This is a genomic window from Paenibacillus sp. CR_12 (assembly GCF_041953985.1).
GTDB lineage: Bacteria > Bacillota > Bacilli > Paenibacillales > Paenibacillaceae > Paenibacillus_AQ > Paenibacillus_AQ lautus_A.
Window position 1 is genome coordinate 327,901 of the sequence record NZ_JAVFHO010000005.1, and the last position, 23,584, is coordinate 351,484.

Genomic DNA, 23,584 nt, shown 5'->3' on the forward strand with positions numbered 1-23,584 from the left:
TTAGCTCATAACGGATGCCATCAGAAAGGACACCTGATGATGATTCGTATGAAGCACCACATCGGCACCCAGCCCTTTGTATATCAAGCGCGGATTGCCGGAATGGGTGATCACGTAAATCGACTCCGAGGTCCATGTCCGGCAGATCCGCAAGTAGCGGCAGCACAGATTCAAGCTGCTTTCGAACAGAAACACCTTGCTGACGGGAAACTCGGGAATGATCCAGGTCTGCTCGTCTCTTGTATCAATCAAAATGATGGGTTTGCAGCCCAGTTCTCGCAGCCTCTGCTGCTCAGCCCGGTTGTTGGCTATAGCCGCAAACGGAACACGTTTGTGAATCAGCTGGCGGACGAATTCCTCCCCGGCCTTGTTCGGCGCGGATACCAGGATGAATTCCTGTGGTTTCTCCATCTTCGTTTCTCCTACTAAGGTCAGAAAGAGAAGGCAACAACAAAGAAGCCTGCGGAAAGAGAAGAACTCTTCCCGCAGGCTTCTTACAGGACACGGTGAAATACACCGTGGCCCAAGTCCACGACAATCGTTGCCTCTCTCGATACGCTTACGAGGTTAGCTGACGGATTCGGGCGTGAGAGTCGCCCTACCCATAGACCGTTATCTTGTCTACAGGATTCACCCCAGAGAGATCAGGTTCATCTCCCGACTGGTTCCCCCGTACCTTTTCCATTCAAGGACTCAGCGAAAATTAATAACGAGTAGCATGTTATTCTATTAGCCATTGACTTGTCATCCAGACTGGGCATAACAGCACAGCAACAGGAGGTTCACGCGGTGAGAGTCGCCTCTACCTTCAAATCTCAGCAAGGCCCATGGTGCCTTCGCCATCGATCCATAAAGGCTTAGGGGCAGCTCTCACACTGCCTTTAGACCTTCATGAAACGGCTGCCCGTATGCCTTGGTCGTTGATGACCGTCAATTCATAGTTCGTATCATACGTCCGGCCCCGCAGGATGTAAATGTGAGCAAAAACACATCTAGCGTTATGTCGAACAGGAACCAAGCAGTATTTCGTCTTTATCTTCCGAATACTGCTCTATACTATGTATTTCTCTTGTTTTCTCTTATTTATCGCAATCCAACGAGATACCGAGATTTTGCCACGATAATAGATGACACGGCCGATTGTACGCGTTTTCTTTTACCGTTTTCATCACATTTCGGAATCTATTCGTCCCATACGGTCATTTACTTTTCGTTTCCTCCGGCGTATGATTCATCCATCTATCCGAAACACGTGATACGCCGAGCTCCCGACAGACCGGGAGACGGGGGAACCAAAGTCACCAGTCTTCGATTGGTGAATGGGGTGAATCCGCTGCGCCTAGGATCGAAGGGCCCAGCGGTAGGGTGCTCTCAGTCCGAATCCGTCAGCTAACCTCGTAGGCGCGTTGTTGAGAGAGAATACCATCCAAGCTTTGGCATAGCGGCCGCTGAATTGGGGCTCTAACCATAAATAGGCCTGGAGAGCGGGGTTTCTCTGCTCACCAGGCCTATTTGCCGTGCATATAACATTCTTATAAAGGAGCGTAGATCAAATCATGACGAAACTCATCGAGGCAGCGCTTACACCCGTCATCGAAACCGCAGTGCCTGCATTAGGTGAAGAGACTATCGGCCATATGGAGATATTTCGTTTCGACCGAGGCTCGGCCGAACGCTTTATCCCATGGAGCGATCATGGCTGGAACTGCGGCTTGTTCAAAGTCAGCTGCAAAGACGCGGCAGGATATGTCGAATATGCCCTGCCAAGCACGAGAGAATTTTCGGACCTGGTCCGCTGGGCATCCGTCTTCTCAAGGCTGAGAGGCATGTCCGTGACTGAGGCCATTCGCTATGCCCGAAAGCAGCAGCAGTGGGGACCCGCACGGATGCAACTTGCTGTATCGGCCCTCGCCGATCTGGAGATCAACCTGCATCGGCACATCACCCGAGAGCGGTTAGGCGGACTGCCGCTGGAGCGCTCCTTCCTTATGAATTGCTCGGAGGCGTATTATCATTTCTAGGGGCAGCAGCTACAGAGAGCCACTGTCCCCGTTTCCTTTGGATTGGGCACTTCTAAGCAGCCTGATGTTTTTTGAAACCATGAAGAACCCCGTCAAAAAGCCACTTATTTCACCAGGCATTTTGACGGGGTTCTGCAATCGGATCCCGCTCACTTGAACATATTTTTGAGCACCATCATCAGGTTGGCCGGCTTCTCTGCCAACCTCCGGGTGAAATACGGGTACCACATCGTTCCATAGGGCAAATAACACCGGATACGGTAGCCGTCCTGCGCAAGCGCTGCTTGATCGTTCATCCGCAGTCCATACAGCATCTGAAATTCATAGTCCTGTTTGTCTATGCGGCTCTGCTCGGCAAATACCTTCACCCAGTCGATGATGTTGTCATCATGCGAGGCAATCGCGACGTAGGCTCCTTGGTCGAAATGCATTTTGACCAATTTCTTGTAGTTGTCAATGACCTCCCGCTTCTGCTGAAAGGCGATGGTTCCCGGCTCTTTGTACGCGCCCTTTACCAGCCGCAGATTAACGCCGGCCCTTAACAGATTCTTCACGTCCTCCTCCGTACGGAACAAGTAGGCCTGCATCACGGTCCCCACATTGGTCAGCCCCTCCTTATGAAGGCGGAGCGTCATATCGATGGTTGCCTGGGTATACGGCGAATCCTCCATGTCCAGGCGAACGAAGTTGCTGTGCTCTTTAGCCTTTCTTACCACCGACCTGATGTTTTCGTAAGCCTTCTCGGGGTTCAGGGCCATGCCCATTTGCGTCGGTTTCAAGGATACGTTCGATTGCACTTCGCGCCTCGCAATCCCTTCCACCAGCTTCAAATATTCCTCCCGGTACCCGGCCGCTTCATCCAGCGTCGTAATGCCCTCCCCTAAATGATCCAGCGTAACGAGAATGCCTTTCGCGTTCAGCCTCTCGATTTCGTCCAGCGCCTCATCCAAGGTATCGCCGGCAATGAATCGGCCAGCCAATTTCCGACCGTACTTGATAGACAGCCATTTCACGAGTTTATTGCCGGACACCGTCAGGATCACTTTACGGTACAGCTCGGTTCCGTCCATGCGCGCGCCCCCTTTGCAAGGTAAACCAAAATGCACTCTATCTAACTCATATGCAAAAATCATGACGGCATGCAGGAAGACATACATATTTAAATAGAGGTTTTCACCAGGAGATCCTAACCATGCCACCATGACGATCCGCAGATGGACCATTGGCCTGAAGCTTCGATTCATATCATGTTAAGGAGGGGCCTCCCCATGCGAGCACCTTTTCGGAACGAACCATTTATGGACTTCAACAACGAGTGGAACAACAAGTTATACGATGCGGCGTTATCCGGGGTCGAAGCCGAGCTTGGCCAATCGTACCCCTTGGTTATCGGCGGTGCCAAAATCCATACGGAGTGTACCGCAAAGTCGGTCAATCCGTCGCGCAAGCGCCAAGTCATCGGCGTCGTGTCCCAAGCGGATACCGAGCTTGCCGAGCAAGCCATTCAGACGGCGGCGCGTACTTTTGAGACGTGGAAGCACACCGAGGCGAACGAGCGGGCACGCTACCTGTTCAAGGCCGCGGCAATCATGCGGCGGCGCAAGCTGGAGTTCTCCGCGCTGATGACCCTCGAAGCCGGCAAGACGCGTGCCGAAGCGGACGCGGATACGGCCGAAGCGATCGATTTCATGGAGTTCTATGCACGCGAAATGCAGCGCCTGAGCGCGCCCCAGCCGCTGACGGTCCACGAGGAGGAAGAGAATCATCTCGATTACATCCCGCTTGGCGTCGGCATCGTCATTCCGCCTTGGAACTTCCCGCTCGCGATTATGGCCGGTATGACTACGGCGGCCATCGTCTCCGGCAACACCGTTGTGCTGAAACCGGCGAGCACCACCCCGGTCATAGCCGCCAAATTCGTGCAGCTTCTGGAAGAAGTCAGCCTGCCTCCGGGTGTCGTTAACTTCCTGCCTGGTCCGGGTCAGGAAGTGGGCGACTATTTGGTGGATCACCCTTTGACCAGGTTTGTCAGCTTTACGGGTTCCCGCGACGTTGGACTGCGAATTCAAGAGCGTGCGGCCAAAACGCAGCCGGGGCAGCGATGGATCAAGCGCGTCATCGCCGAAATGGGCGGGAAAGACGCCATCATCGTGGACAACGAAGCCGATTTGGACCTTGCTGCGGATGCGATTACCGCTTCGGCCTTCGGCTTCTCCGGCCAGAAATGCTCCGCCTGCTCCAGAGCCATCGTGCATAAGGACGTTTATGATACCGTGCTGCAGAAGGTCATCGAGCGCTCCAAGAAGCTGGTGATCGGAAGCCCCTCCCATGCCGAGGCTCAGGTAGGACCCGTCATCGACGATAAGGCGTACCGTAAAATTCTCGACTATATCGAAATCGGGAAAAGCGAAGGCAAGCTGGTACTTGGCGGATTTCCGGGCGATCCGGAGGGGTATTTCATTCAGCCTACGATTTTTGCGGATGTGGACAGCACTGCCCGTATTTCCCAGGAGGAAATCTTCGGCCCGGTGGTGGCCTTCACAAAGGCAGCCTCCTTCGACGAAGCGATTCAATTCGCCAATAATACCGATTATGGGCTGACCGGCGCGGTGATCTCGAACAACCGCGCGCATCTGGAGCAGGCACGGCGCGATTTCCATGTCGGCAACCTGTATTTGAACCGGAAATGCACCGGCGCCTTGGTGGGCACCCACCCGTTCGGCGGCTTCAATATGTCCGGAACGGATTCCAAAGCCGGCGGCCGCGACTACCTGCTCTTGTTCACGCAGCCGAAGGTGGTGTCGGAACGGTTCTGAATACGGCATGCCAAAAAAACCTCTCCATGATCATGGAGAGGTTTTTACTGTACCTTGTTTTGTCGGCATTATGCCCTGGCTTTGCCCTTCATCTCCCGGACCACCTTGCCTTCGAAGGATTGGTTCATCCAGTAGGCAAGATGAATGCCTTCTTCGCTGAAGGTGCATTCCGTCGTTAAGTAGAACGGCGTCTCGGTCAGCCTGACGGTCAGCTGCAGCGTCCGGTCATCCTTCCAGGTCATGGAGGCAGCATACGCTTGATCCGTCATCATGATCAGCTTCGTGGTTCCCGACTTCCACTCGCTCCGGCCAAGGGCAATCGAGTTGACGCCATGTTCCCCCGTAAGCTCCATCACCCCGCCATCCTCTTCAAACCGGACGGAGAACGAATGCAGCTTCTCCTCGTTCTCTTCGAGATCATAGACGATCCCGGATACGTCCTTCTCCATCGGAGATAAAGCCCTCTCGCTTGGCGGATCCAGCTTAAGCGCTTGCAGCGTTCCGGCAAGGGATGAGGCCGCGTCCGCATCGGCCGGCAGCGGATCTGCTCCCATCGCCGGCAGCAAATGCTCCCATACCTCATTCAGCACGGCCTGCATATCTCCAAGGCCGGAGGTAATCGCCAGGACTGCATCCTGCTCCGGGATCACGATGCAGAATTGTCCGAACGCGCCGTCGCCGCGGTATGCTCCGTGGCGGCACATCCAGAATTGATAGCCGTATCCTTCGGTCCAGTCCGAAGAGGAATCCGCAGGTCCGTTGGATATCTGCTTGGAGGTCGCTTCTTCAATCCAAGCCTCCGGAATCAGGCGCCGGCCATCCCATTCTCCCTTCTGAAGATAGAGCTGGCCAAACTTGGCGATGTCCTCGGTCTTCAGCTTAAGACCCCAGCCGCCGGTGTTGATTCCCTGCGGGCAGCTTTCCCATGCAGCCCCCTGAATGCCGAGCGGTTCGAACAGACGGGGCTGCAAATAATCCAGCAGCGTAATGCCGGTGACCTTCTGCAGAATGGCCGAGAGCATGTACGTCGCTGCGCTGTTATATACAAAGTGGGTTCCAGGTTCATGCTCGACTGCTTGCTTGAAGAAATCATCCACCCAATTATCGGACTGGATGGCAGGCTCCTGGGCATGTCCCGTGCCCATGATCAGCAAGTCGCGTATCGTCATCGCGGACAGATTCGGGGACGGATCCTCCGGTTTATTTTCCGGGAAAAAGCCGATCACCCGATCCTCCAGCGTAATCCGGCCCTCCTGGACCAGGAGTCCAATCGCGGTAGAGGTAAAGCTCTTGCTTAGCGAGAACAGCATATGCGGTTTGTCCGCGTCGTACGGCTTCCACCAGCCCTCCGCGACGGAATGCCCGTGCCGAACCAGCATGAAGCTGTGCAGTTCAAGCTCCTTCTCCTGAATCGAGCCGATAAAACGTTTGATCGACTGAGATGAGATTCCTTGGTTTTCGGGGGTACTTCTTGGCAATAATCGAACCGTGTTCGTGTTCATCCTATTCCGCCTCTCCCTGTATAACAAGATAAATTCATCATGACCCTTCCATTATACACCAGATATCGGCGCCGCTTCATCATATCGCACGGCACGGAAGCCCCAACGTTCGCTAATCTCGTTCAAGTCCTCCCGAGCAAGGAAAACGGCCTCCTGATCACGCCCTCGTGCCAGCTCCTCCCCATCCACTTGAGCATTGCCGCACTGCACCATTTCCTCCGAATACAGCGCCGGATGGGACAGGAAGAAGTACTGTTCGTCCGTCAGGCCGCCAAGCACCCTTTCAAACGACTCGGCTCCGTCCGGAACGCCGCCAGGGAAAAAGTTGTAGTAATATCGGTGGTTGATGAGCCCCTTCGCTTCCATCCAGCGGTCCAGCTCCTCTTGCAGCCCGGGAATGAAGCGCTCGGGCAGCATATGGGAATCCGCGTAAGAAATGTTGAAGCCAGCCGCAGTCAGTTTATCCAGCTGCGCTTCGCACTCCATAAGGATCTCCTGCAGCGAAGGCGGATGATGTTGAAACAAGCTCGGGTCCTGATAGAAGTACCCGGCCCGATCGACAAGCGAAGGAACCTGTTCCTTCGCGGCAACAGGTCCCCAGCGTACATTATCCCATTCGGCGTTCAGCGTCATATGGAAGCCGAAGCAGATGTCCTTGCGATGCGCCAGCAGCTGTGCGGCCTCGGCAAGATAAGGACCGGGCGCCATAATGGACACATTTTTGATGAATCCGGCCTCAACGGTCCTGGCAATCGCAGCATTGGCGGAACGGCTGGAAGCATAATCGTCGGCTCTCGTAATGATCCGCCTCATTTCACAGCACCTGCGGCAATCCCTTTGATAATGTATTTCTGTGCGAAAACGTAGAAAATGACAACCGGGATGATCGTCAGCGTCAGGCCGGCCATCGCCTGGTTCCACACGATCGTGAATTCTCCGAAGAAATAGAAGGTCGAGAGCGGGATTGTCCGCAGCCCTTTGTCCGACAGCGTCAGCGATGGAAGCAGATAGTCGTTCCACAGCGCGATGACGTTCAGGATCGCGATGGTCACGCTGATGTTCTTCAGCAGCGGGAACACGATCCGCCAGAACACGCCCAGCTTGGAGCAGCCGTCAAGCGTAGCCGCCTCCTCCAGCGCGACGGGCACGGATTTGATGAACCCGTGGTACAGGAAGACCGCCATACTGGACGTAAAGCCGACGTTCATATAGATCAAGCCCTCATGGGTGTTGAGCATCGGAATGTGCAGATTGGTGCGAATCCAGTCCATCACCTGCATCAGCGGCATCATCAGCGTCTGGAACGGAATCAGCATGGTCGCCACAAACGTGAAGAAAATGACTTTGCTCAGCTTATTGTCCGTCCGTACCAGCATCCATGCCGTCATGGAGGCGAGCACGATGACGATGATCACCGAGATGACGGTGACATACAGCGAGTTACCTAGTGCCGTGAAGAAATTCATCTTCTCCATCGCGGATTTATAATACTCAAAGCTGAAGGAAGAAGGCAGCGCAAGCGCATTCTCATACAGCTCGGCACGATCCTTAAAGGAGTTGATCAGCATGATGAAGACAGGAGACAAGAAGACCAGCGAGGCGAGGAACAGCAGGATATCGAGCAGCCATTTGCCTGATTTCTTCATTACATCTGCACCTCTCTTCTCTTCGTGATGATGACTTGCGTCAGCGTGAGTCCGGCCACAATCAGGAAGAAGATGATCGCTTTCGCCTGACCTAATCCATAATTACCGTAAGCGAAAATTTCGTTGAAAATATTCATCGCAAACATCTCCGTCGCATTGCTCGGACCGCCCTTGGTCAACGACAGGTTCACGTCATAGATTTTGAACGCCCCGGACAGCGTCAGGAACAGACAGATCGTGAACGAAGGCATTAACAGCGGGAACACGATGCTCTTCAGTCGCTGCCACAGGTTGGCGCCATCGACCTTCGCCGCTTCCATCAGTTCATCCGGAATCCCCTGGATGCCCGCGATGTAGATGATCATCGTATAACCTGCCAGCTGCCAGGTGAATACCGCAACGATCGCATACAGCGCAAACTGCGGATGCAGCAGCCAGTTAAAGAACACGCTGTCGAATCCGGTCTTCTCGCCCAGGAAGCTGAACGCATCCGTAAAAATAAACTGCCAGATGTAACCCAGAATCAGGCCGCCGATCAGGTTCGGCATGAAAAACATCGTCCGCGCCGCATTTCTCGAGCGGAGCTTTGTCGTCACCAGCAGCGCAAAGCCCAGTCCCAGTACGTTGACGCATACCAGCGCGAGCAGCGTGAATTGAACCGTATGCCAAGCCGATGACAGGAATCGGTCGTCCTGGAACAGCTGAACGTAATTGTCGAACCCTACGAATACTTTCGGATTCGCCGGAATGCCGTCCCAATTGACGAAGGAGTACACGATCCCGATAATGAACGGGATGATGACCACGGTCGTGAAAATAAACAGAAGCGGCACCGTAAACAGGGCAAACCAGGCTTTATCCTTTCTTTTGCTCATAATCCATACCTTCTTTCCGTTCCGGATGATTCCCGCAAGGCGGCATCAAACCTTGAAGTCGTGTTAGAAAAAACAAAAGCCTAACGCTCATCATCAGAACGTCTGAGGCTAGGCTTTCGTTTTCATGGAATTGTGATGTCAGATGATTGCCTTTCGGCTTCAATTAGATTACTTCGATGCTTTCGCCCATACTTCATCGAGTTTCTGCAGGAACTGCTCGCCTGTCATGCCCGGATTCATGAAGTACTCCTGCGTAGCCGGAGCCAAATCGTTGGTGATGATACCCGATGGGAAGTAGTTCAGCGCCCAAGTGATCGTCTCGCCCTTCGTGGTTGCTTCGTGCACCGCTTGAGACAACGGATCCAGATCGCCTGCTTCAATGTTCGTTAAAGCCGGGATGAATTTGAAATCGTCCACAATGGCCTTCTTGCCCGTCTCGCTCGTGAAGAGCCAGTTCAGGAAAGCGTTTGCGGCTTTGACTTCCTCAGCGTCCGCCTGATTGTTGACGACCCAGTAGCTGGCTACGCCTACGGCGATCTTATCGTTGCCGGCGAGCGGGAACGGCATCATGCCGACTTTGGAGCCGAAATCGCCGAAGTCCGCAAGCATGGAATAACTCCAGTTGCCCTGATGCACCATAGCCGTTTTTTCCGTTGCAAAGTCGCCCATCTGGCTATCGTATTTCACTTCCAGCGGATTCTTGGTGTTGGCCTTGATGGCATCCATGAATTTCGCCCATTCCTGGAACTCCTTCGTGTCGGCCATCTTCACTTCGCCCTTGTTCAGCTGGTCGATGAAGGCCAGCGGATCGGATTGAAGCGCAAACGGCGTGTTGATGATGTGTCCGATCAGGAAGTAAGCCTCCTGGGACAGGCTCAAACCGTTCTTGCCGTCAGCCTTCAGCTGCTCCAGCGTCTTGGTGAAGGAGTCCAGGTCCTTCATGTTGGCCGGATCCACCAGATCCTTGTTATATACGAGACCGAAGCCTTCTACGCCGTACGGAACGCCGACGGTCTTATCTTCGACCTTCAATTCCATGTCGGGCGCAATGTTCTTAACATACTCTTCACCGCTCAAATCGGAAAAATAGGACTTCAGCTTCTCGGACTCGGGTCCAGGAGCCACGCTGAATATCGTTGGGCCCTGGTTGCTGCTGAGCTTCGCCACCAGCTGCTGCGAATAAGCATCGCCCGCGGCACCCCATACCTCAACCTCGTTGCCGGTTTCTTCTTTATAGGTTTTAACCAAGGCTTCAAGAGGTTCCGTAATTTCGACTTTCGATTGGAAGAGGGTTATCTTCTTCAGCTTATCTCCCCCATCTCCTCCGGCTGCTGCTCCAGAATCTTTGTCAGATGTACCGCCGCAGGCCGCGAGTGTCGCAACCAAAGCCGTTGCCGTAAGTATGCTCAATACCTTTTTTACTTTTTTCAAGTGACACGCCTCCCCCTCAAGGACTCTATAAAGTAAAACGTTTACAAACCCATCATAGGGCGGTTTACCTAGAATGTCAATAAAAAATGTACACGTTTTCATAAAAATACTAAGTAAAAAAACTAGTAAAATATATGATATTTTACTAGCTGTAAAAATAAAGTTTATCTCACCGATTTTCTCCACTGGATCGTGGCATTCAGTTTAAAGGGCTCCCTGCCCGTCGTGCCCTTGATCATCTCGAGCAGCTCCTTCGCCGCCAAATAACCGCTTTCATAACGCGGGATCGCAATGGTCGTCAAGCCGGCCATCGCCGCCGCGTCCGAATTATCGAAGCCGGTGATCGATATGTCCTCCGGCACCCGTATGCCGTTCTCCTCCAAAGCTTTGATTGCGCCCAGAGCCATATTGTCGTTAGCGCAGACCAGCACTTCCGGCAATGCGTTGCTAAGGATCAGGATCTTGGCCGCCTGATATCCGCTTTCCTCGCTGTAATCGCCATGGAAGTAATTCCGCCTGTCAAACGCGATGCCATTCTTCGAAAGCGTATCCATAAATCCGGCGAAGCGTTCCTTATGATCCAGGGTAAACTCCAGTCCGCCAATGTATCCAAAGGTTCTGAACTGTTTATCCACCAGCGCCTGGACCATTTCGCACATCACGGGGTAATTGTCCACGATCACGCTTTTGGTATTGGCATACTCGTTATCGATAATCCGGTCCATGAGAACGACGGGGAACTGCGGCGTGGCTACCGAGACTAAATATTCGTCCGTCATGTTCCGGTCGAGGCTTATGGTACCGCTTGCAAACTTGCTGCGCATAAAATTGGTGCTGGATTTATTCGTGCAGATGATGAGGTCGTATCCATTCTCCGTGAGGCAATGGCTGATCCCCTTGATGATTTTTAAATAATAATCGCGATCAAAGTCGCTGAAGACGAATATAATCGTGTTGCTTTTATCGGATTTGGTTGACTTATGCGGAAAATAGCCGTGCTCCGAGCATAACCTCAGCACCCGCTCCCTCGTCTCCCGCCCCACGTTCTTGCGCCCGTTCAGCACGTTGGACACCGTCGACACCGAGACCTCCGCGAGCTTTGCAATTTCCTTCAAACCACTCATGAATCCTATCCCCTCTCCAAAGGCGTTAGTAAATTTAATATAACATGGATTTATTTTTAATAAAATTTACTTATTTTGCTGGGACAAGATTTTTCTTCGATTTTCCCCTTGTCATAACTTATCGTGATACCTGCTCAAGCCAGAAAACCTTTGCTTGTCATGGCAAAAAGCAGGCCGCACGAATGCATCGTCGCGACCTGCTAAATTCGAATATATTAGATTTCTTGCCTTTATGCGGTACCGCACCGCTCCTTGATCATGAATGGATCCTTTGTGGCGTCCACTCGTCCAGGCCGGTTCACCAGATAAATGCCAAGCCCAATGCACACTGTGCCAGCCAAAGTGTACCAGTGCAGCTGCTCGCCCAGTATAAGCCATCCGGATAATACGCCAAACACGGGAATGAGGAATAGATAAACGTTGGCTTTATTGGGATCGCTGTTGCGCAGCACATAATACCAAGTGACGAATTGGGCAATCGAGCTCATCAGAATCATCCAGCCCAGAACAAAGAGCTCCTTCAAGATCTGAGATGAATCCCATACAAAATGCGGCTGCTCCAGCAGCGGGCTTGCGATGAGCAGGAGGATGCCTCCGATCAACATCTGATAGGCAGCCATGACCCAAGCGTCAAACTCCTTGCCCCAACGGGAACTTAGCAGCGTCGCCATGCCCCAAGCCATCCCCGCGCCCAACGCAAACCAGAATCCGCTCTCCATCTGCATCTCCAAGCCTTGCGTAATGAACACGCCGACAAAACCGATGATTACGCCCGCCCACTGAAGAAGACGGTACCTTATACCGAAAATCAGGAAGCTGAACACGATGAACCAGATCGGGTTGCTGGAGGATAAAACCGAGGAACTGCCGGAGGAAATGGTCTGCATGCTCAGGTAGATGCCACTCATCACGAGTGCCGATTGAAACAGACCGATCGTGGCCAGCTTCAGCCAGGCAGCACCGCTCCTGGGATGGGGCCGTCTTACAATGAAGGGCAGCATCAGAAGCCCCGCTCCCACGAACCGGATCGCCAGCAGCACGAATGGGGAACCGAAGGACAGCGCAATTTTGCCGATCGGGAAATTAAGTCCCGCGACCAGCATCGTAAATATCGTCAGTAACAGCATACGCGGTTTGCTCATGCCATGAATTCCCCTCTCCTTAACCAAGTGTATCCTCAGTTTATTCCGACCTTCGTATCATGTAAAATAATTAAATAAGATTCGAACCATCACTTTGAATGATGGATATAAGGAGGCTGCTAAGGTGGAGAGTGGGGATCTGAAGATATTCCAGGCCGTTGCCCGTGAAGGAAACATAACCAAGGCTGCCGCAAGCCTGGGTTACGTGCAATCGAACGTGACCGCTAGAATCCGGCAGCTTGAAGCCGAGCTGAACACGCCCCTGTTCTATCGGCTCAGTCGCGGCGTTGCCTTAACCTCGGCCGGCTGTAATCTGCTCAAGTATGCCGATCAGATTACGCGTTTGCTTGACGAGGCCGTGAAATCGACGCAATTTTCGGAAGAACCGTCGGGGCCGCTGCGGATTGGCTCATCGGAAACCACAGCGGCGGTACATCTTCCCGGTATCATGCTGGATTATCATAGACGGTACCCTAATGTGAAACTGTCATTGATTACAGGCCACAGGGCCGACTTGATCCGAGCCCTGAACGAATATGAACTGGACGGGGCGTTTATCAGCGGACCTCTGGATTACCCGAACTTTAACGAAATCCGGGCCTTTGACGAGGAGCTTGTCCTCATCTCGGAACCCACGGAGGCTGCGCTTCGCGATTTGCTCACCAAACCGCTGCTGTTCTTTGGCAAGGGCTGCTACCACCGTAAACGGTTGGAGCAATGGCTCCATGAGGAGAATGTGGGGCCCATGAACATTATGGAGTTTGGCACGCTGGAAGCCATCATGGGCGGTGTGGCTGCCGGGCTGGGTATCTCGCTGTTAACGCGTTCTTCCGTCCAGGACTGGGTGGATGCCGGGAAATTGCAGGCCTTCCAAATTCCCAAGCGTTACCGCAGCTCCAAAGTCCATTTTGTATTCCGACGCGACCTGTTTCGCACCAGCGCCTTTAATCATTTTATTGAGCCGTTTGAGAAGACCGAATAAATACTTCGACCGGAACAGGAAACAAAGAAACCGTGGCCCTAAGGGTCACGGTTTCTTGATGAGCCAAGCACGCTTATCCCGGAATTCGATTTGCCGAAGGCAACAGAAAATCCGACACCTCGGGAGCCAGCACTTCCGGCGCCATCACGACGGCAGAATGGTCCTGACCAGGCAGCATTCGGTGCTCGCACTGAGGGAGCAAGTCGACCAATGCGCTCGCGGCCCCATGGAACATGGCTCCGCTGTTCTCGCCCGTCATCACCATGACCGGGACATCGACATCCCAGCGATCCGTCGGCAGCGGTTGACCGGATTGCGTGCTCCCCATAATCATGCCGTCATAGGCCAATGTATGCGCCATGCCCTCCATGACCTGCCAAGAAGGATCTGCCCTCATGAATTCTACATATTCCGCTGGGATCCCCAGCGCGGCTGTCATGAAATATTCTACGGCTTCGCTGCGCCGATTTCCTGCCATCAGCGCATTCAAACGCTGCACGTATTCCACCGGTACGGGTGCACGGCTGTCGTCAATGATAAACGGCGGCTCGTATAGAAACAGTTTACTAACTTTACTGCCGCCAAGTCTGCTCGCCGCATCCAGGGCCAGAACAGCGCCCGAGGAACTTCCGAATACATACGCACTGCCGCCCGCCTCCTGAATAAGGGCATCGATATCTTCGATCTCACGTTCAACGGCATACGGAGCCGCATCCGTACTGCTGCCCCGTCCTCGCCGATCATAATTGTAGACGGTGAAATGTTCAGACAGAAACTCTCCAAGACGCGTTGTGTCGTTGTGATCCGAAGCTGCGGCAGCTACAAGAATGACAGCCGGACCAGTCCCTTTCTTTTCATAAAAAATACGGGTACCGTCATTAGACATCACGTAATTCATGATCATCTCTCCTTTTATTGTCCTTTATGTACAAACTTATTTCGTTCTCAAACCGTTCCAGCGTATCCGCGTATCCTTCCACCATTCCCATGCCTTCAGCAGCCTCAAGCTGCTCTTCGCTCGCAAAATGGGTGATGATGCTTAATCGGGTCCCATCCTTGACTGCTTCGAATGTAACCGAGGTCAACATGTCGCTGCCTGCAACGGGGTTCCAGTCCTGATCGGTAAATGTATCCGTATAGACGAGCTTCGAAAACTCCGCCACTTGGGAGTAAGTCGCCTTGCAGAAGGCTTCTTTCCCTTCTCCCGTCGCATCGGGAGCCAGTCTGTAGCGCCATACGCCGCCCGGTCTGACATCCATCTCATATACCGTGGCATTCCAGTTTTTTGGTCCCCACCAGCGTTCGATGTGTTCCGGCTGAGTCCATCCCTGCCAGGACAGCTTCAGAGGTATCGATACGACACGCTCCACGGTCAGCTTCCGCTGCTCCCGGTCTTTCGTGATGATGGTCTTCCTGCCCATGTGAATTCCTCCTATCTGTGAAATCGGCTCTGCGTGCAGAGCCGCATCTTCCTGTGGAGCTAGTAAAAGAATTGGCTTAACTCTCCTCTCCGTTAAAGTCGTTCATATAGTCCTCGAACTTGTCGAGTCGCTCCTCCCACAATCGGCTGAACGAATCGAGCCAGACGTCCAGCTCCTGGAACGGCTGGGCTTCGAGACTATAAATGCGCTGCTGTGCGTTCTTGCGGACTTTCACGAGCCCGGCCTCGTTCAGTATCCGCAGATGGCGGGATACTTGAGGCTGGCCGATTCCCAAAGCCTCTACGATGTCGCTGACCGATCTCGACCCTTGCTTTAAGAGTTCAACAATGTTGAAGCGGTTCGGCTCCGAGATCGTGAAGAGGGTTAATTGCATAGCTGAAGTATTCATGGCTATAATATACACTAATGCGTATATACGTGTCAACGTATATAATATTTTTTCAACATGCTTTTGACATCAAAAAACAAGACAGCGCATCAACTCCCTTCGCTCGCAAGCTGCATGATCTATCGGATGCCCGACGAGGATGATCATGAACCATTGGCTGGTTAACCCTATCTCCTGTCCCAGCACCGAACAACATCAAAAAAAGAGGCCCCCGGATAGGAGCCTCTTGCTGTAAATCCTCTTTATATCATGACGATTCAAAGCTATAAAGCTTTCAGGACATCCTTATGGCTGAATGGACACTTGATGCAGCTGCATGATGCCGTTCGGATGCCGCCAGAAGCCTTCCACCTTGCTGCTGACTCCGTTTAAATACTCCTGATGATGGATATACAGCATCGGCGCTAACTCAACCAGCTTCTCCTGCGCCTGTTTATAGATGAGCTTGCGTTGCTCCGGATCGTTCTCTTTACGCCCGGCATCCAGCAGTTTATCCAGTTCCGGATCCTTCGTGAAGGTACGGTTGCCCGGCTCCCCTACATTCTTGGAATGGAATAACTCATACATGCCATAGTCGGCATCGGCCGTTACCGTGGACCAGCCGAGAACAAACATGTCGTGCTTGCCTTCTGCGGTTTGGGCCAAATACGCACCCCACTCGACCACTTCGATTTTGACTTCGACGTTCAATTCCTTCAACTTGGATTGTACATACTCGGCGATCTTAATTCGTTCCGGGTTGTCATTGGTCCAGATGGTCGTTGAGAAGCCACCCTCGTATCCGGCCTCTTTCAACAGCTCTTTCGCTTTGTCGATGTTATGTTCGATCGGCTTAACGGTAGCATCATAGCCGTTCACGTCCGGTGCCAGCGGACCGACGGCAGGAATGCCCGTGCCTTCGTAGATGCCCGAGATGATTTCATCCTTATTGATGGCCATCGACAAGGCTTGCCGCACCCGCACATCGTTAAACGGCTCCTTGTTGTTATTAAATCCGATATAAGACAAGCTGAGCGAAGCCTGGCGGTTCAGGGACATGCCGTCCGTGCTCTCGATACGGCTGATGCTGCTCGGCGACACCGGGTCGATAATATGCGCATAACCGGTTTCCAGCTCCGCGATCCGCGTTCCCTCTTCGCTCACCACCTTGAACGTGACCCTTTCAACCTTCGCTTTATCTCCCCAATAATCGGCGTTCGCCACCAGCTTCACTTCCTGTCCCGGGTTCCAGCTCTCTAGTTTGAATGCGCCGGTGCCAACAGGGTTCTGCGCCAGATAAGCGCCTGCCTTCTCGCCTGCCTTCAGCTTCTCGTAATCCAGCTTGATGGCTTCCGCACTTACCATGCTGACCGCGGAGTGGGCCAGATGGGCAAGCAACGGCGAGAAGGCATACTCGGTCACGAGCTGTACCGTATATTCGTCAACGACTTTAACCTCTTTAATCATGCCCACAAGCGAAGCGCGCGGAGAAGCAACCTCCGGATCCTGCATACGGTCGATGTTGGCTTTGACCACCTCTGCATTGAATGGAGAGCCGTCCGTAAACTTCACGCCTTGTCTCAGCTTGAATTCCCAGGTCAATTCATCGATTGCCTTCCAGCTCTCAGCGAGTCCCGGTTGAATATTCAGATCCTTATCATGAATCACCAACGTGTTATAAATATGCGTTGTCATTACGCTCGTTTGCTGGTCCGTCGACATATGAGGGTCCATGGATGGCGGATCAGAAAGCCAGGCAATCACAAGCTCATTCGCACCGGTGTCGGTTGTTTCTTCGGGAGGATCTTTAGCCCCCGGTTCAGGTGCCGGCGTATTGGTGCCGCTTGGCGGCGTTTCCGGGTTACTGCTCTTGCTTGGACTGCCGCACGCCGACAGCAGTACGGTAAGCATGACCAGAATGCAGACAAGCCATTTGAATCTTCTATTACCTGTCATGTGAAACAAACTCCCCCTTCTCAATCAAAATAGGAAAATATTTTATACACAGTTAACATATATTTTACTATTTGATATTTATACCAGAAGAAGCCAGATTTACCTCACGTTTATACGACACCAATTCTGACATCCATACTTGGAGAAAGGATGATTTCACGTGCCTAACATGACCGCTGATGCCAGAACACCAGAATCGCTCCCTAGTGGAACCCGCCTTGTACAATGGAAATCTTTCTACCACCGTCTGAAGAAGAACAAAGCGGCCTTATTCGGGGGCTATTTTCTCCTGCTGATGATCCTTATCGCGATTTTCGGCCCCCTGCTCACCCAGTATGATCCGACCAAAGTGGATTATTCTACGAAACTGCTGAAGCCGTCCGCCGACCATTGGTTTGGTACGGACCACAACGGTCGAGATATTTTCACGCGGATTATTCATGGCATGCGTCTCACGCTCTCGGTCGGCTTTATCTCGGTGATCATCGGTGCAGCCTTTGGTGTCGTGCTCGGAATCATCTCGGGCTATTACGGAGGTAAATGGGATGCGCTCATTATGAGAGTGACCGATGTCATGCTGGCGTTTCCCGGCATTCTGCTGGCATTGGCGGTTGTCAGCGTCCTTGGAAAAAACCTGTTCAACGTGATCATTGCCGTCAGTATTTTTTCGATCCCTACCTTTGCCAGAGTCGTTCGGGGCTCCACGCTGGCCGTCCGCAAGCTCGAATATGTTGATGCCATGCGTTCGTTGGGCGCCAGCGACGGCCGAATCATCTTCGGGCATATTTTGCCGAATATCACATCCCCTATCATCGTGCAGGCGACGCTGCGGATTGCGGTAGCGATCCTGACCGCCAGCGGCCTGTCCTTCCTCGGTCTTGGCGCGCAGCCGCCCACGCCGGAGTGGGGAGCCATGCTGAATGATGGGCGCAACTATATCATGGACCACCCTCATGTGGCCCTGTTTCCCGGCTTGTCGATCGTGTTCGTTGTCATCGCATTTAATCTGTTGGGTGACGGCTTGCGGGATGTCCTTGACCCGAAAATGAAAAAATAATGAAGGGAGCTGCCGGGCCATGCTCATCTATTCCATTCGAAGGCTGATTCAAACGATACCTGTCGTCATTGGCGTGACCATCGTTGTCTTCCTGCTGATGCACCTCATTCCGGGAGATGCGGCGCAGGTCATTATCGGGGAAGGGGCGCCTAAGGAGCAGGTCGAGAAGATCCGCGAGAACCTGGGATTGAACGATCCGCTGCCGCTTCAGTATTGGAACTACGTCAGCGGCTTGCTTCAGGGGGATTTGGGAGATTCGATCCGCAGCAGCCGCCCCATCGCCGATGAAATTTTCAAAAGCCGGTTCTGGATCACCGTTGAGCTTGCCGTGTACTCAACGATCCTGGCCGTATTTCTCGGCATTCTGGCCGGCATCATCTCCGCCGTCAAAAAAAGCTCCCCCGCCGATATCGGCGTCATGTTCATCGCCCTGTTTGGGCTGTCGATGCCGAATTTCTGGCTGGGGCTCATGCTGATCCAATATTTTGCCGTGGATCTGGGCTGGTTCCGTCCCTCCGGCTGGGGCACGTGGTCGCAAACCGTCCTGCCCGTGATCACCCTCGGGACCGGGGGCGCCGCGATTATTGCCCGAATGACCCGGTCCAGCATGCTGGAGGTCATCGGCCAGGACTACATCCGTACCGCCCAGGCGAAGGGCGTCCGAGAGCGCGTCATCATCTACCGGCATGCCTTGAAAAATGCCATGATTCCCGTCATTACCGTCATCGGCCTGGAATTCGGAGGCCTGCTGGGCGGGGCGGTGCTAACCGAGTCCGTATTTGCCGTGAACGGCATGGGACGGTACGTCATCGACTCGATCCGGGCACGGGATTTCCCGGTCGTACAGGCAACCGTGCTTGTGCTCTCGATCATGTTTGTGCTCGTGAATCTGCTCGTGGACATCTCCTACCGGTACTTCAACAAGCGCATTGATTTCGATTGATTGGCGATTTTTCGTCGATCGCGGGTTGAGTGTAGGCGGACACGGCGGGATTCACTGTCTGCCGAACATCGAGCTGTTTGGGGCCCATTGCGGACTTATATTATAAACCGCTGATTACTGTAATTGAGCCGTTTGGGGAGCCCGTCCGGACACACGATCCGCTATTTGCCGATAATCCACCTATTTTCGAATCCACGCGGACACACGATCCGTTAATGTACCCAAAATCACGGATTAATCCCGGAATATCTCGCAATAACGGATTTGGTGTCCTCAGCCTGCTGCTAAAAGGCAGAAAATCAAGTAATAGCGGAACCAGAGTCCTCAACTACGCTAATGCGGCCAACTGAGTTCATTTTAAGTCCATGTACACCCGAGATTTACTGAAGTTGTTACGGACCATTGCGGACATTCAACCCACTAATTACTGTAATTGAGCCGTTGGGTAGCCCGTGCGCACTTACGATCTGCTAATCGAGCCATTTGGGGAGCCCGTCCGGACACACGATCCGCTATTTGCCGATAATCGACCTATTTTCGAGTCCATGCGGACACACGATCCGTTAATGCGCCCGAAGTCACCGATTAATCCTGAAATATCTCGCAATAACGGATCTGGTGTCCTCAGCCTGCTGCTAAAAGGCGGAATTTAATGAAATAGCGGAACCAGAGTCCTCAACTACGCTAATGTGGCCAACTGAGCCGTTTTCAGTCCATGCACACAAAAGCAGAAAATCAAGTAATAGCGGAACCAGAGTCCTCATAATCGCAAATACAGTCAGACCAATTGAAAGCGAAGGGAGCTACGACAGATGGAAGAGCACGCATCAAATCTGCTGACGATCAAGAACCTGCGCACCTCTTTTTTTACCGAACTGGGCGAAGTGAAAGCCGTGGATGATATCAGCCTAACCGTACGCAAGGGGAGGACGCTCGGGATCGTGGGCGAATCCGGTTCAGGAAAAAGCATACTGTCCCTGTCCATCCTGCGGCTGATCTTTGATCCGGGGCGAATCGTCGGAGGCGAAATCCTGTATAACGGCGAGAATCTGCTCAAACAATCGGACCGGCAGATGCGGAAAATCCGGGGCAATCAAATCTCGATGATCTTCCAGGAGCCGATGACTTCGCTCAATCCGGTCTTCACCGTCGGCGACCAGATCGCGGAGGCCTATCAAATCCATGAAAATCTGAGTAAAAAACAAGCCATGGACAAAGCCGTCGAAATGTTGAGGCTGGTCGGCATTCCCTCCCCGGAAAAAAGAGTCCGGCAGTACCCTTTTCAGCTGTCCGGGGGTATGCGCCAACGTGTCATGATTGCCATGGCGCTGGCATGCAATCCGGATCTGCTCATTGCAGACGAGCCGACCACGGCGCTCGATGTGACCATTCAGGCTCAAATTTTGGAGCTGATGAAGGAGCTGCAGCGGAAGCTGCAGATGTCGATTATTTTTATCACCCATGATCTGGGCATCGTTGCGGAAACCTGCGATGACGTGGCGGTCATGTACTGCGGAAAGGTGGTGGAATATTCCGATGTGCGGACCCTGTTCAAGCATCCGAAGCACCCCTACACCATCGGCCTAATGAACTCGCTGCCGCGGCATGATATCGATAAGGAAACGCTTGAGCCGATTAAGGGCTCGGTTCCGAGCCCCTATGATCCGCAGGAAGGCTGCCGCTTCGCCCCACGCTGCCCCCATGCAGCCAAGCTGTGTTACGACAAACTGCCGGAGCTTCAGGTACTGGATGATAACCAACAAGTCAGGTGCTGGAAATACACCGATCAGTGGGAACCGGAAAGCGAGGTGAACGTACTGTCATGAGCAAAGAGCTGTTAACCGTCAAAAACCTCAAGCAGTATTTTCCGATCAAAGGCGGCATCCTGGGCCGTACCGTCAACGTCGTCAAAGCCGTGGATGACATTTCGTTCTCTGTGCACGAAGGGGAAACCGTCAGTATCGTGGGCGAATCCGGCTGCGGTAAATCAACCACGGGCCGGGCTATTCTGAGACTGGACGAACCGACCTCCGGCGAGGTGCTGTTCGAGGGAACCGATCTGCTCACCCTGAACAAAGCGCAGATGACCCGAAGGCGTAAAGACCTGCAGATGATTTTTCAGGACCCCTACGCTTCGCTTAATCCCAGAAAAACAGCCCTCCAAGTACTCGAAGAAGCGATGGACATCCAAAATGTCGTGCCAAAGAAGGATCGTCGGTCCCGTGCCATTGAGCTTTTGGAAACGGTCGGCCTGGCCGCCTATCAAGCCAATCGGTACCCTCATGAATTCAGTGGCGGACAAAGGCAGCGAATCGGGATCGCCCGTGCCTTGTCCGTGAACCCCAAGCTGATCATCAGTGATGAAGCGGTCTCCGCGCTCGACGTGTCCATCCAGGCACAGGTACTCAATCTGATGAAATCGCTGCAAACCGAATTCAAGCTGACCTATCTGTTCATCTCTCATGATCTTGGGGTCGTCCGGCATATTTCGGACCGAATTATCGTGATGTATCTGGGGACGATCGTGGAAATCGCGGATAAACACTCCCTCTTCCGGCGCCCGCAGCATCCCTACACCCGCGCTCTGTTATCGGCCATCCCCACAATGGATCCCGACCGCAAGAAGGAACGCATCATTCTCAAGGGGGATGTTCCGTCCCCGATCAACCCGCCTTCCGGCTGCCGGTTTCATACCCGCTGCATGTATGCCACGGATCGCTGCCGATCCGAGGCGCCGTTACTTCGGGAAGTCGAAGAGCAGAGAGGTCATCAGGCGGCCTGCCACTATATTGAAGAGATTTCGGCCGGTACGTTGGAGAAGGTGTAGCTTATACGCCACCGAACGAATGATGACGCTTCTCTATAAACGAGAAAAAAGCGAGAGCCCAAGATCTCGCTTTTTCTTTTAATAAATTTTAGCCTGCTAACCGAAATCGAAGAATGATCTTCAGCGACCTTCACTAAGCTACCTTCATCGGAGCCGCTTCTCCCATCTCGCTTGGGATCATGTTTTTGCGTCTGTAAATGGAGAGGAGCAGGCCGACTGCCGCCATGTCCAGGATTTGGTTCATCCCGCTGTAAGAGAAGAAGGGTGGATCCAATGTAACCCTTGGAAGTATGCCGAGCCCCATGAGCAGCGGCCATAGCAGCCGAAATCCAAAGACAACGATGAGTAATACAGCGATATGCTTCGCATAAGGATCCTTGTGATCCGTAGAAATATTCCATAGTCTAACGAGGAACAGCAGAATCAGTACGCCAACCACAACCCCGAACAACCAGCCGAAGCAATAGATGAGGTATGGAAATACGTTATCATAAAGGACATATGGGATCTTCGGTGTGGCTTGACCAAAACCTTGCCCTAACCACCCTGCTGTTTGGATAGCATCGGCGTTATTCCCCATATACCACATTTCATTTGCAGAAGGATTCATAAATTCTCTCCACCGAAACAGTAAATGATCCATCTGAGTGAAGAGAAAGCTAAGTAGTACTGCAAGAGGCAGCGCGGTGATCATAACAAATTGCTTCATGCTGTTACTTGTTCTCCATATCAAAACCAGGAACCCGATTACATAGATGTACGTGTATATAATAGAGCTGCTCATGCTATAGAGGACCACAGGGAGTACTCCTCTATAGAGGATGTTCAATAACGTCTCCAACCGTCCCCATTGGCTGGCAGGCTTCATCCCTGCCAAAGCGAGCAGAAGCGGTATCAAGGAAAAAGTGATGATATTGACTCCAATGTGACCTATGTTAATATAGGCAGTTCTCATATTGTGCAGTTGCCCATAGACCAATGAAACGGCCATTAAAATAACGATAAAGAAAAACACAGGGGCCGCGTATTTCTTTAGTTTTCGATAATCTAGAAAATAAAAGCCTATCAGTAATAAAACTCCGATTCCGAAGTAAAACAACTTCCTCTCGACTAGGCTAACCGAATACCTTTCATCCGCGTAATAAACACTCAACATGCCAACCAGTCCGATGATTAAGAACAAGACCAGCATCGCGAGCAGCTTCCATTCCAACTGTGGCCGATGAGCCATATGCAGGTTTTTGCCGATATCCCCCGGATCCCCCATCTGTTTCACCGCTTCCTGCACCGCCGGCTCCTCCGCATTGCCCTCCAGCATCAGAAGCTCCGTCCGCTCCTCAATATGGCCGAGCAGTTCTTCGCGGATTTCCGGATGCATAGCTCTTGCGCGTACCTGCTTGCACACCTGGGTCAGGAAGTCTTGGACAACCTTGTATTCTTCAACCGGTCGCAC

At 52.8% G+C, this 23,584-nt stretch carries 21 protein-coding genes and 2 riboswitches; of the genes, 7 read left to right on the top strand and 14 right to left on the bottom strand.

The features are described from left to right. Positions 1-411, bottom strand: a complete 411-nt coding sequence (locus RB297_RS20265) for a hypothetical protein (RefSeq protein WP_090910188.1) — start codon at positions 409-411, stop codon at positions 1-3. Between the two features lie 129 nt (positions 412-540). Next, positions 541-709: riboswitch (cyclic di-AMP (ydaO/yuaA leader) on the bottom strand. A 539-nt stretch (positions 710-1,248) separates the two neighbouring features. Further along, positions 1,249-1,421, top strand: a riboswitch (cyclic di-AMP (ydaO/yuaA leader). A gap of 135 nt (positions 1,422-1,556) precedes the next feature. Between RB297_RS20265 and RB297_RS20270 the strand changes: the two genes are divergently transcribed. After that, complete coding sequence (locus RB297_RS20270) at positions 1,557-2,021, top strand: hypothetical protein (RefSeq protein WP_192569952.1); 465 nt, start codon at positions 1,557-1,559, stop codon at positions 2,019-2,021. Positions 2,022-2,170: 149 nt separating this feature from the next. Here RB297_RS20270 and RB297_RS20275 read toward each other — a convergent pair whose 3' ends face one another. After that, entirely contained in the window at positions 2,171-3,091 is a 921-nt protein-coding gene (locus tag RB297_RS20275) for a proline dehydrogenase family protein (RefSeq protein ID WP_375121264.1), read from the bottom strand. 198 nt (positions 3,092-3,289) lie between these two features. Here RB297_RS20275 and pruA point away from each other — a divergent pair, with 198 nt between their 5' ends. Further along, on the top strand, positions 3,290-4,837 hold the full coding sequence (pruA, locus tag RB297_RS20280; protein ID WP_375121265.1) for an L-glutamate gamma-semialdehyde dehydrogenase: 1,548 nt from the start codon (positions 3,290-3,292) through the stop codon (positions 4,835-4,837). 68 nt (positions 4,838-4,905) lie between these two features. On the opposite strand, the gene RB297_RS20285 is transcribed toward pruA, so the two are convergent. From RB297_RS20285 to RB297_RS20315, 7 genes are all read right to left on the bottom strand, one after another. Further along, the gene (locus RB297_RS20285; protein WP_375121266.1) at positions 4,906-6,339 is read right to left on the bottom strand and encodes a serine hydrolase domain-containing protein; all 1,434 of its coding nucleotides are present in this window, start codon (positions 6,337-6,339) and stop codon (positions 4,906-4,908) included. A 51-nt stretch (positions 6,340-6,390) separates the two neighbouring features. Then, positions 6,391-7,152, bottom strand: a complete 762-nt coding sequence (locus tag RB297_RS20290) for a polysaccharide deacetylase family protein (RefSeq protein WP_375121267.1) — start codon at positions 7,150-7,152, stop codon at positions 6,391-6,393. Next, positions 7,149-7,985: a carbohydrate ABC transporter permease gene (locus tag RB297_RS20295; protein ID WP_009595886.1), complete on the bottom strand. Its 837-nt coding sequence runs from the start codon at positions 7,983-7,985 to the stop codon at positions 7,149-7,151. The genes RB297_RS20290 and RB297_RS20295 overlap by 4 nt, the downstream gene beginning before the upstream one ends. Beyond that, positions 7,985-8,860 carry a carbohydrate ABC transporter permease gene (locus RB297_RS20300; protein ID WP_012818642.1) on the bottom strand — a complete coding sequence of 292 codons (876 nt, stop codon included), beginning with the start codon at positions 8,858-8,860 and terminating at the stop codon, positions 7,985-7,987. The genes RB297_RS20295 and RB297_RS20300 overlap by 1 nt, the downstream gene beginning before the upstream one ends. Positions 8,861-9,028: 168 nt before the next feature. Next, positions 9,029-10,291, bottom strand: coding sequence for an ABC transporter substrate-binding protein (locus RB297_RS20305; protein WP_375121268.1), 1,263 nt, complete (start codon positions 10,289-10,291; stop codon positions 9,029-9,031). A 164-nt stretch (positions 10,292-10,455) separates the two neighbouring features. Further along, a complete protein-coding gene (locus tag RB297_RS20310; RefSeq protein ID WP_375121269.1) occupies positions 10,456-11,415 on the bottom strand; it encodes a LacI family DNA-binding transcriptional regulator in 960 nt (319 codons plus the stop codon). 230 nt (positions 11,416-11,645) lie between these two features. Continuing rightward, positions 11,646-12,557: a DMT family transporter gene (locus tag RB297_RS20315; RefSeq protein WP_375121270.1), complete on the bottom strand. Its 912-nt coding sequence runs from the start codon at positions 12,555-12,557 to the stop codon at positions 11,646-11,648. 124 nt (positions 12,558-12,681) lie between these two features. On the opposite strand from RB297_RS20315, the gene RB297_RS20320 reads away from it, so the two are divergent. Next, positions 12,682-13,539, top strand: coding sequence for a LysR family transcriptional regulator (locus RB297_RS20320; RefSeq protein ID WP_375121271.1), 858 nt, complete (start codon positions 12,682-12,684; stop codon positions 13,537-13,539). Between the two features lie 73 nt (positions 13,540-13,612). Here the strand turns inward: RB297_RS20320 and RB297_RS20325 are convergent, their stop codons facing one another. The 4 genes from RB297_RS20325 to RB297_RS20340 all read right to left on the bottom strand — a co-directional run bounded on the left by RB297_RS20325 (position 13,613) and on the right by RB297_RS20340 (position 17,304). After that, complete coding sequence (locus tag RB297_RS20325; protein WP_375121272.1) at positions 13,613-14,437, bottom strand: alpha/beta fold hydrolase; 825 nt, start codon at positions 14,435-14,437, stop codon at positions 13,613-13,615. Next, entirely contained in the window at positions 14,418-14,960 is a 543-nt protein-coding gene (locus RB297_RS20330) for an SRPBCC family protein (protein WP_375121273.1), read from the bottom strand. The genes RB297_RS20325 and RB297_RS20330 overlap by 20 nt, the downstream gene beginning before the upstream one ends. Positions 14,961-15,036: 76 nt before the next feature. Then, entirely contained in the window at positions 15,037-15,369 is a 333-nt protein-coding gene (locus RB297_RS20335) for an ArsR/SmtB family transcription factor (protein WP_375121274.1), read from the bottom strand. 285 nt (positions 15,370-15,654) lie between these two features. After that, the gene (locus tag RB297_RS20340) at positions 15,655-17,304 is read right to left on the bottom strand and encodes a glutathione ABC transporter substrate-binding protein (RefSeq protein WP_375121275.1); all 1,650 of its coding nucleotides are present in this window, start codon (positions 17,302-17,304) and stop codon (positions 15,655-15,657) included. A 160-nt stretch (positions 17,305-17,464) separates the two neighbouring features. Here RB297_RS20340 and nikC point away from each other — a divergent pair, with 160 nt between their 5' ends. The 4 genes from nikC (at position 17,465) to RB297_RS20360 (ending at position 22,131) form a co-directional block, all read left to right on the top strand. Next, positions 17,465-18,361 (top strand): nickel transporter permease, encoded by an 897-nt coding sequence (gene nikC, locus RB297_RS20345; RefSeq protein ID WP_096774799.1) that lies wholly within the window; start codon positions 17,465-17,467, stop codon positions 18,359-18,361. Between the two features lie 19 nt (positions 18,362-18,380). After that, a complete protein-coding gene (locus tag RB297_RS20350; protein WP_012818632.1) occupies positions 18,381-19,304 on the top strand; it encodes an ABC transporter permease in 924 nt (307 codons plus the stop codon). A gap of 812 nt (positions 19,305-20,116) precedes the next feature. After that, positions 20,117-21,130, top strand: a complete 1,014-nt coding sequence (locus tag RB297_RS20355; protein WP_213580022.1) for an ABC transporter ATP-binding protein — start codon at positions 20,117-20,119, stop codon at positions 21,128-21,130. Beyond that, positions 21,127-22,131, top strand: coding sequence for an ABC transporter ATP-binding protein (locus RB297_RS20360; RefSeq protein WP_277747634.1), 1,005 nt, complete (start codon positions 21,127-21,129; stop codon positions 22,129-22,131). Before RB297_RS20355 ends, RB297_RS20360 begins: the two co-directional genes overlap by 4 nt. 133 nt (positions 22,132-22,264) lie before the next feature. Here the strand turns inward: RB297_RS20360 and RB297_RS20365 are convergent, their stop codons facing one another. Then, positions 22,265-23,584, bottom strand: coding sequence for an FtsW/RodA/SpoVE family cell cycle protein (locus RB297_RS20365; protein WP_375121276.1), 1,320 nt, complete (start codon positions 23,582-23,584; stop codon positions 22,265-22,267).

Bases quoted from the DNA above. Each gene is read 5' to 3' on its own strand.
- RB297_RS20300 (WP_012818642.1), bottom strand. From the start codon at position 8,860: ATGAGCAAAAGAAAGGATAAAGCCTGGTTTGCCCTGTTTACGGTGCCG.
- RB297_RS20275 (WP_375121264.1), bottom strand. From the start codon at position 3,091: ATGGACGGAACCGAGCTGTACCGTAAAGTGATCCTGACGGTGTCCGGC.
- RB297_RS20265 (WP_090910188.1), bottom strand. From the start codon at position 411: ATGGAGAAACCACAGGAATTCATCCTGGTATCCGCGCCGAACAAGGCC.
- RB297_RS20270 (WP_192569952.1), top strand. From the start codon at position 1,557: ATGACGAAACTCATCGAGGCAGCGCTTACACCCGTCATCGAAACCGCA.
- RB297_RS20350 (WP_012818632.1), top strand. From the start codon at position 18,381: ATGCTCATCTATTCCATTCGAAGGCTGATTCAAACGATACCTGTCGTC.
- RB297_RS20340 (WP_375121275.1), bottom strand. From the start codon at position 17,304: ATGACAGGTAATAGAAGATTCAAATGGCTTGTCTGCATTCTGGTCATG.
- RB297_RS20290 (WP_375121267.1), bottom strand. From the start codon at position 7,152: ATGAGGCGGATCATTACGAGAGCCGACGATTATGCTTCCAGCCGTTCC.
- RB297_RS20330 (WP_375121273.1), bottom strand. From the start codon at position 14,960: ATGGGCAGGAAGACCATCATCACGAAAGACCGGGAGCAGCGGAAGCTG.
- RB297_RS20360 (WP_277747634.1), top strand. From the start codon at position 21,127: ATGAGCAAAGAGCTGTTAACCGTCAAAAACCTCAAGCAGTATTTTCCG.
- RB297_RS20310 (WP_375121269.1), bottom strand. From the start codon at position 11,415: ATGAGTGGTTTGAAGGAAATTGCAAAGCTCGCGGAGGTCTCGGTGTCG.
- pruA (WP_375121265.1), top strand. From the start codon at position 3,290: ATGCGAGCACCTTTTCGGAACGAACCATTTATGGACTTCAACAACGAG.
- RB297_RS20325 (WP_375121272.1), bottom strand. From the start codon at position 14,437: ATGAATTACGTGATGTCTAATGACGGTACCCGTATTTTTTATGAAAAG.
- RB297_RS20295 (WP_009595886.1), bottom strand. From the start codon at position 7,985: ATGAAGAAATCAGGCAAATGGCTGCTCGATATCCTGCTGTTCCTCGCC.
- RB297_RS20315 (WP_375121270.1), bottom strand. From the start codon at position 12,557: ATGAGCAAACCGCGTATGCTGTTACTGACGATATTTACGATGCTGGTC.
- RB297_RS20355 (WP_213580022.1), top strand. From the start codon at position 20,117: ATGGAAGAGCACGCATCAAATCTGCTGACGATCAAGAACCTGCGCACC.
- RB297_RS20285 (WP_375121266.1), bottom strand. From the start codon at position 6,339: ATGAACACGAACACGGTTCGATTATTGCCAAGAAGTACCCCCGAAAAC.
- RB297_RS20335 (WP_375121274.1), bottom strand. From the start codon at position 15,369: ATGAATACTTCAGCTATGCAATTAACCCTCTTCACGATCTCGGAGCCG.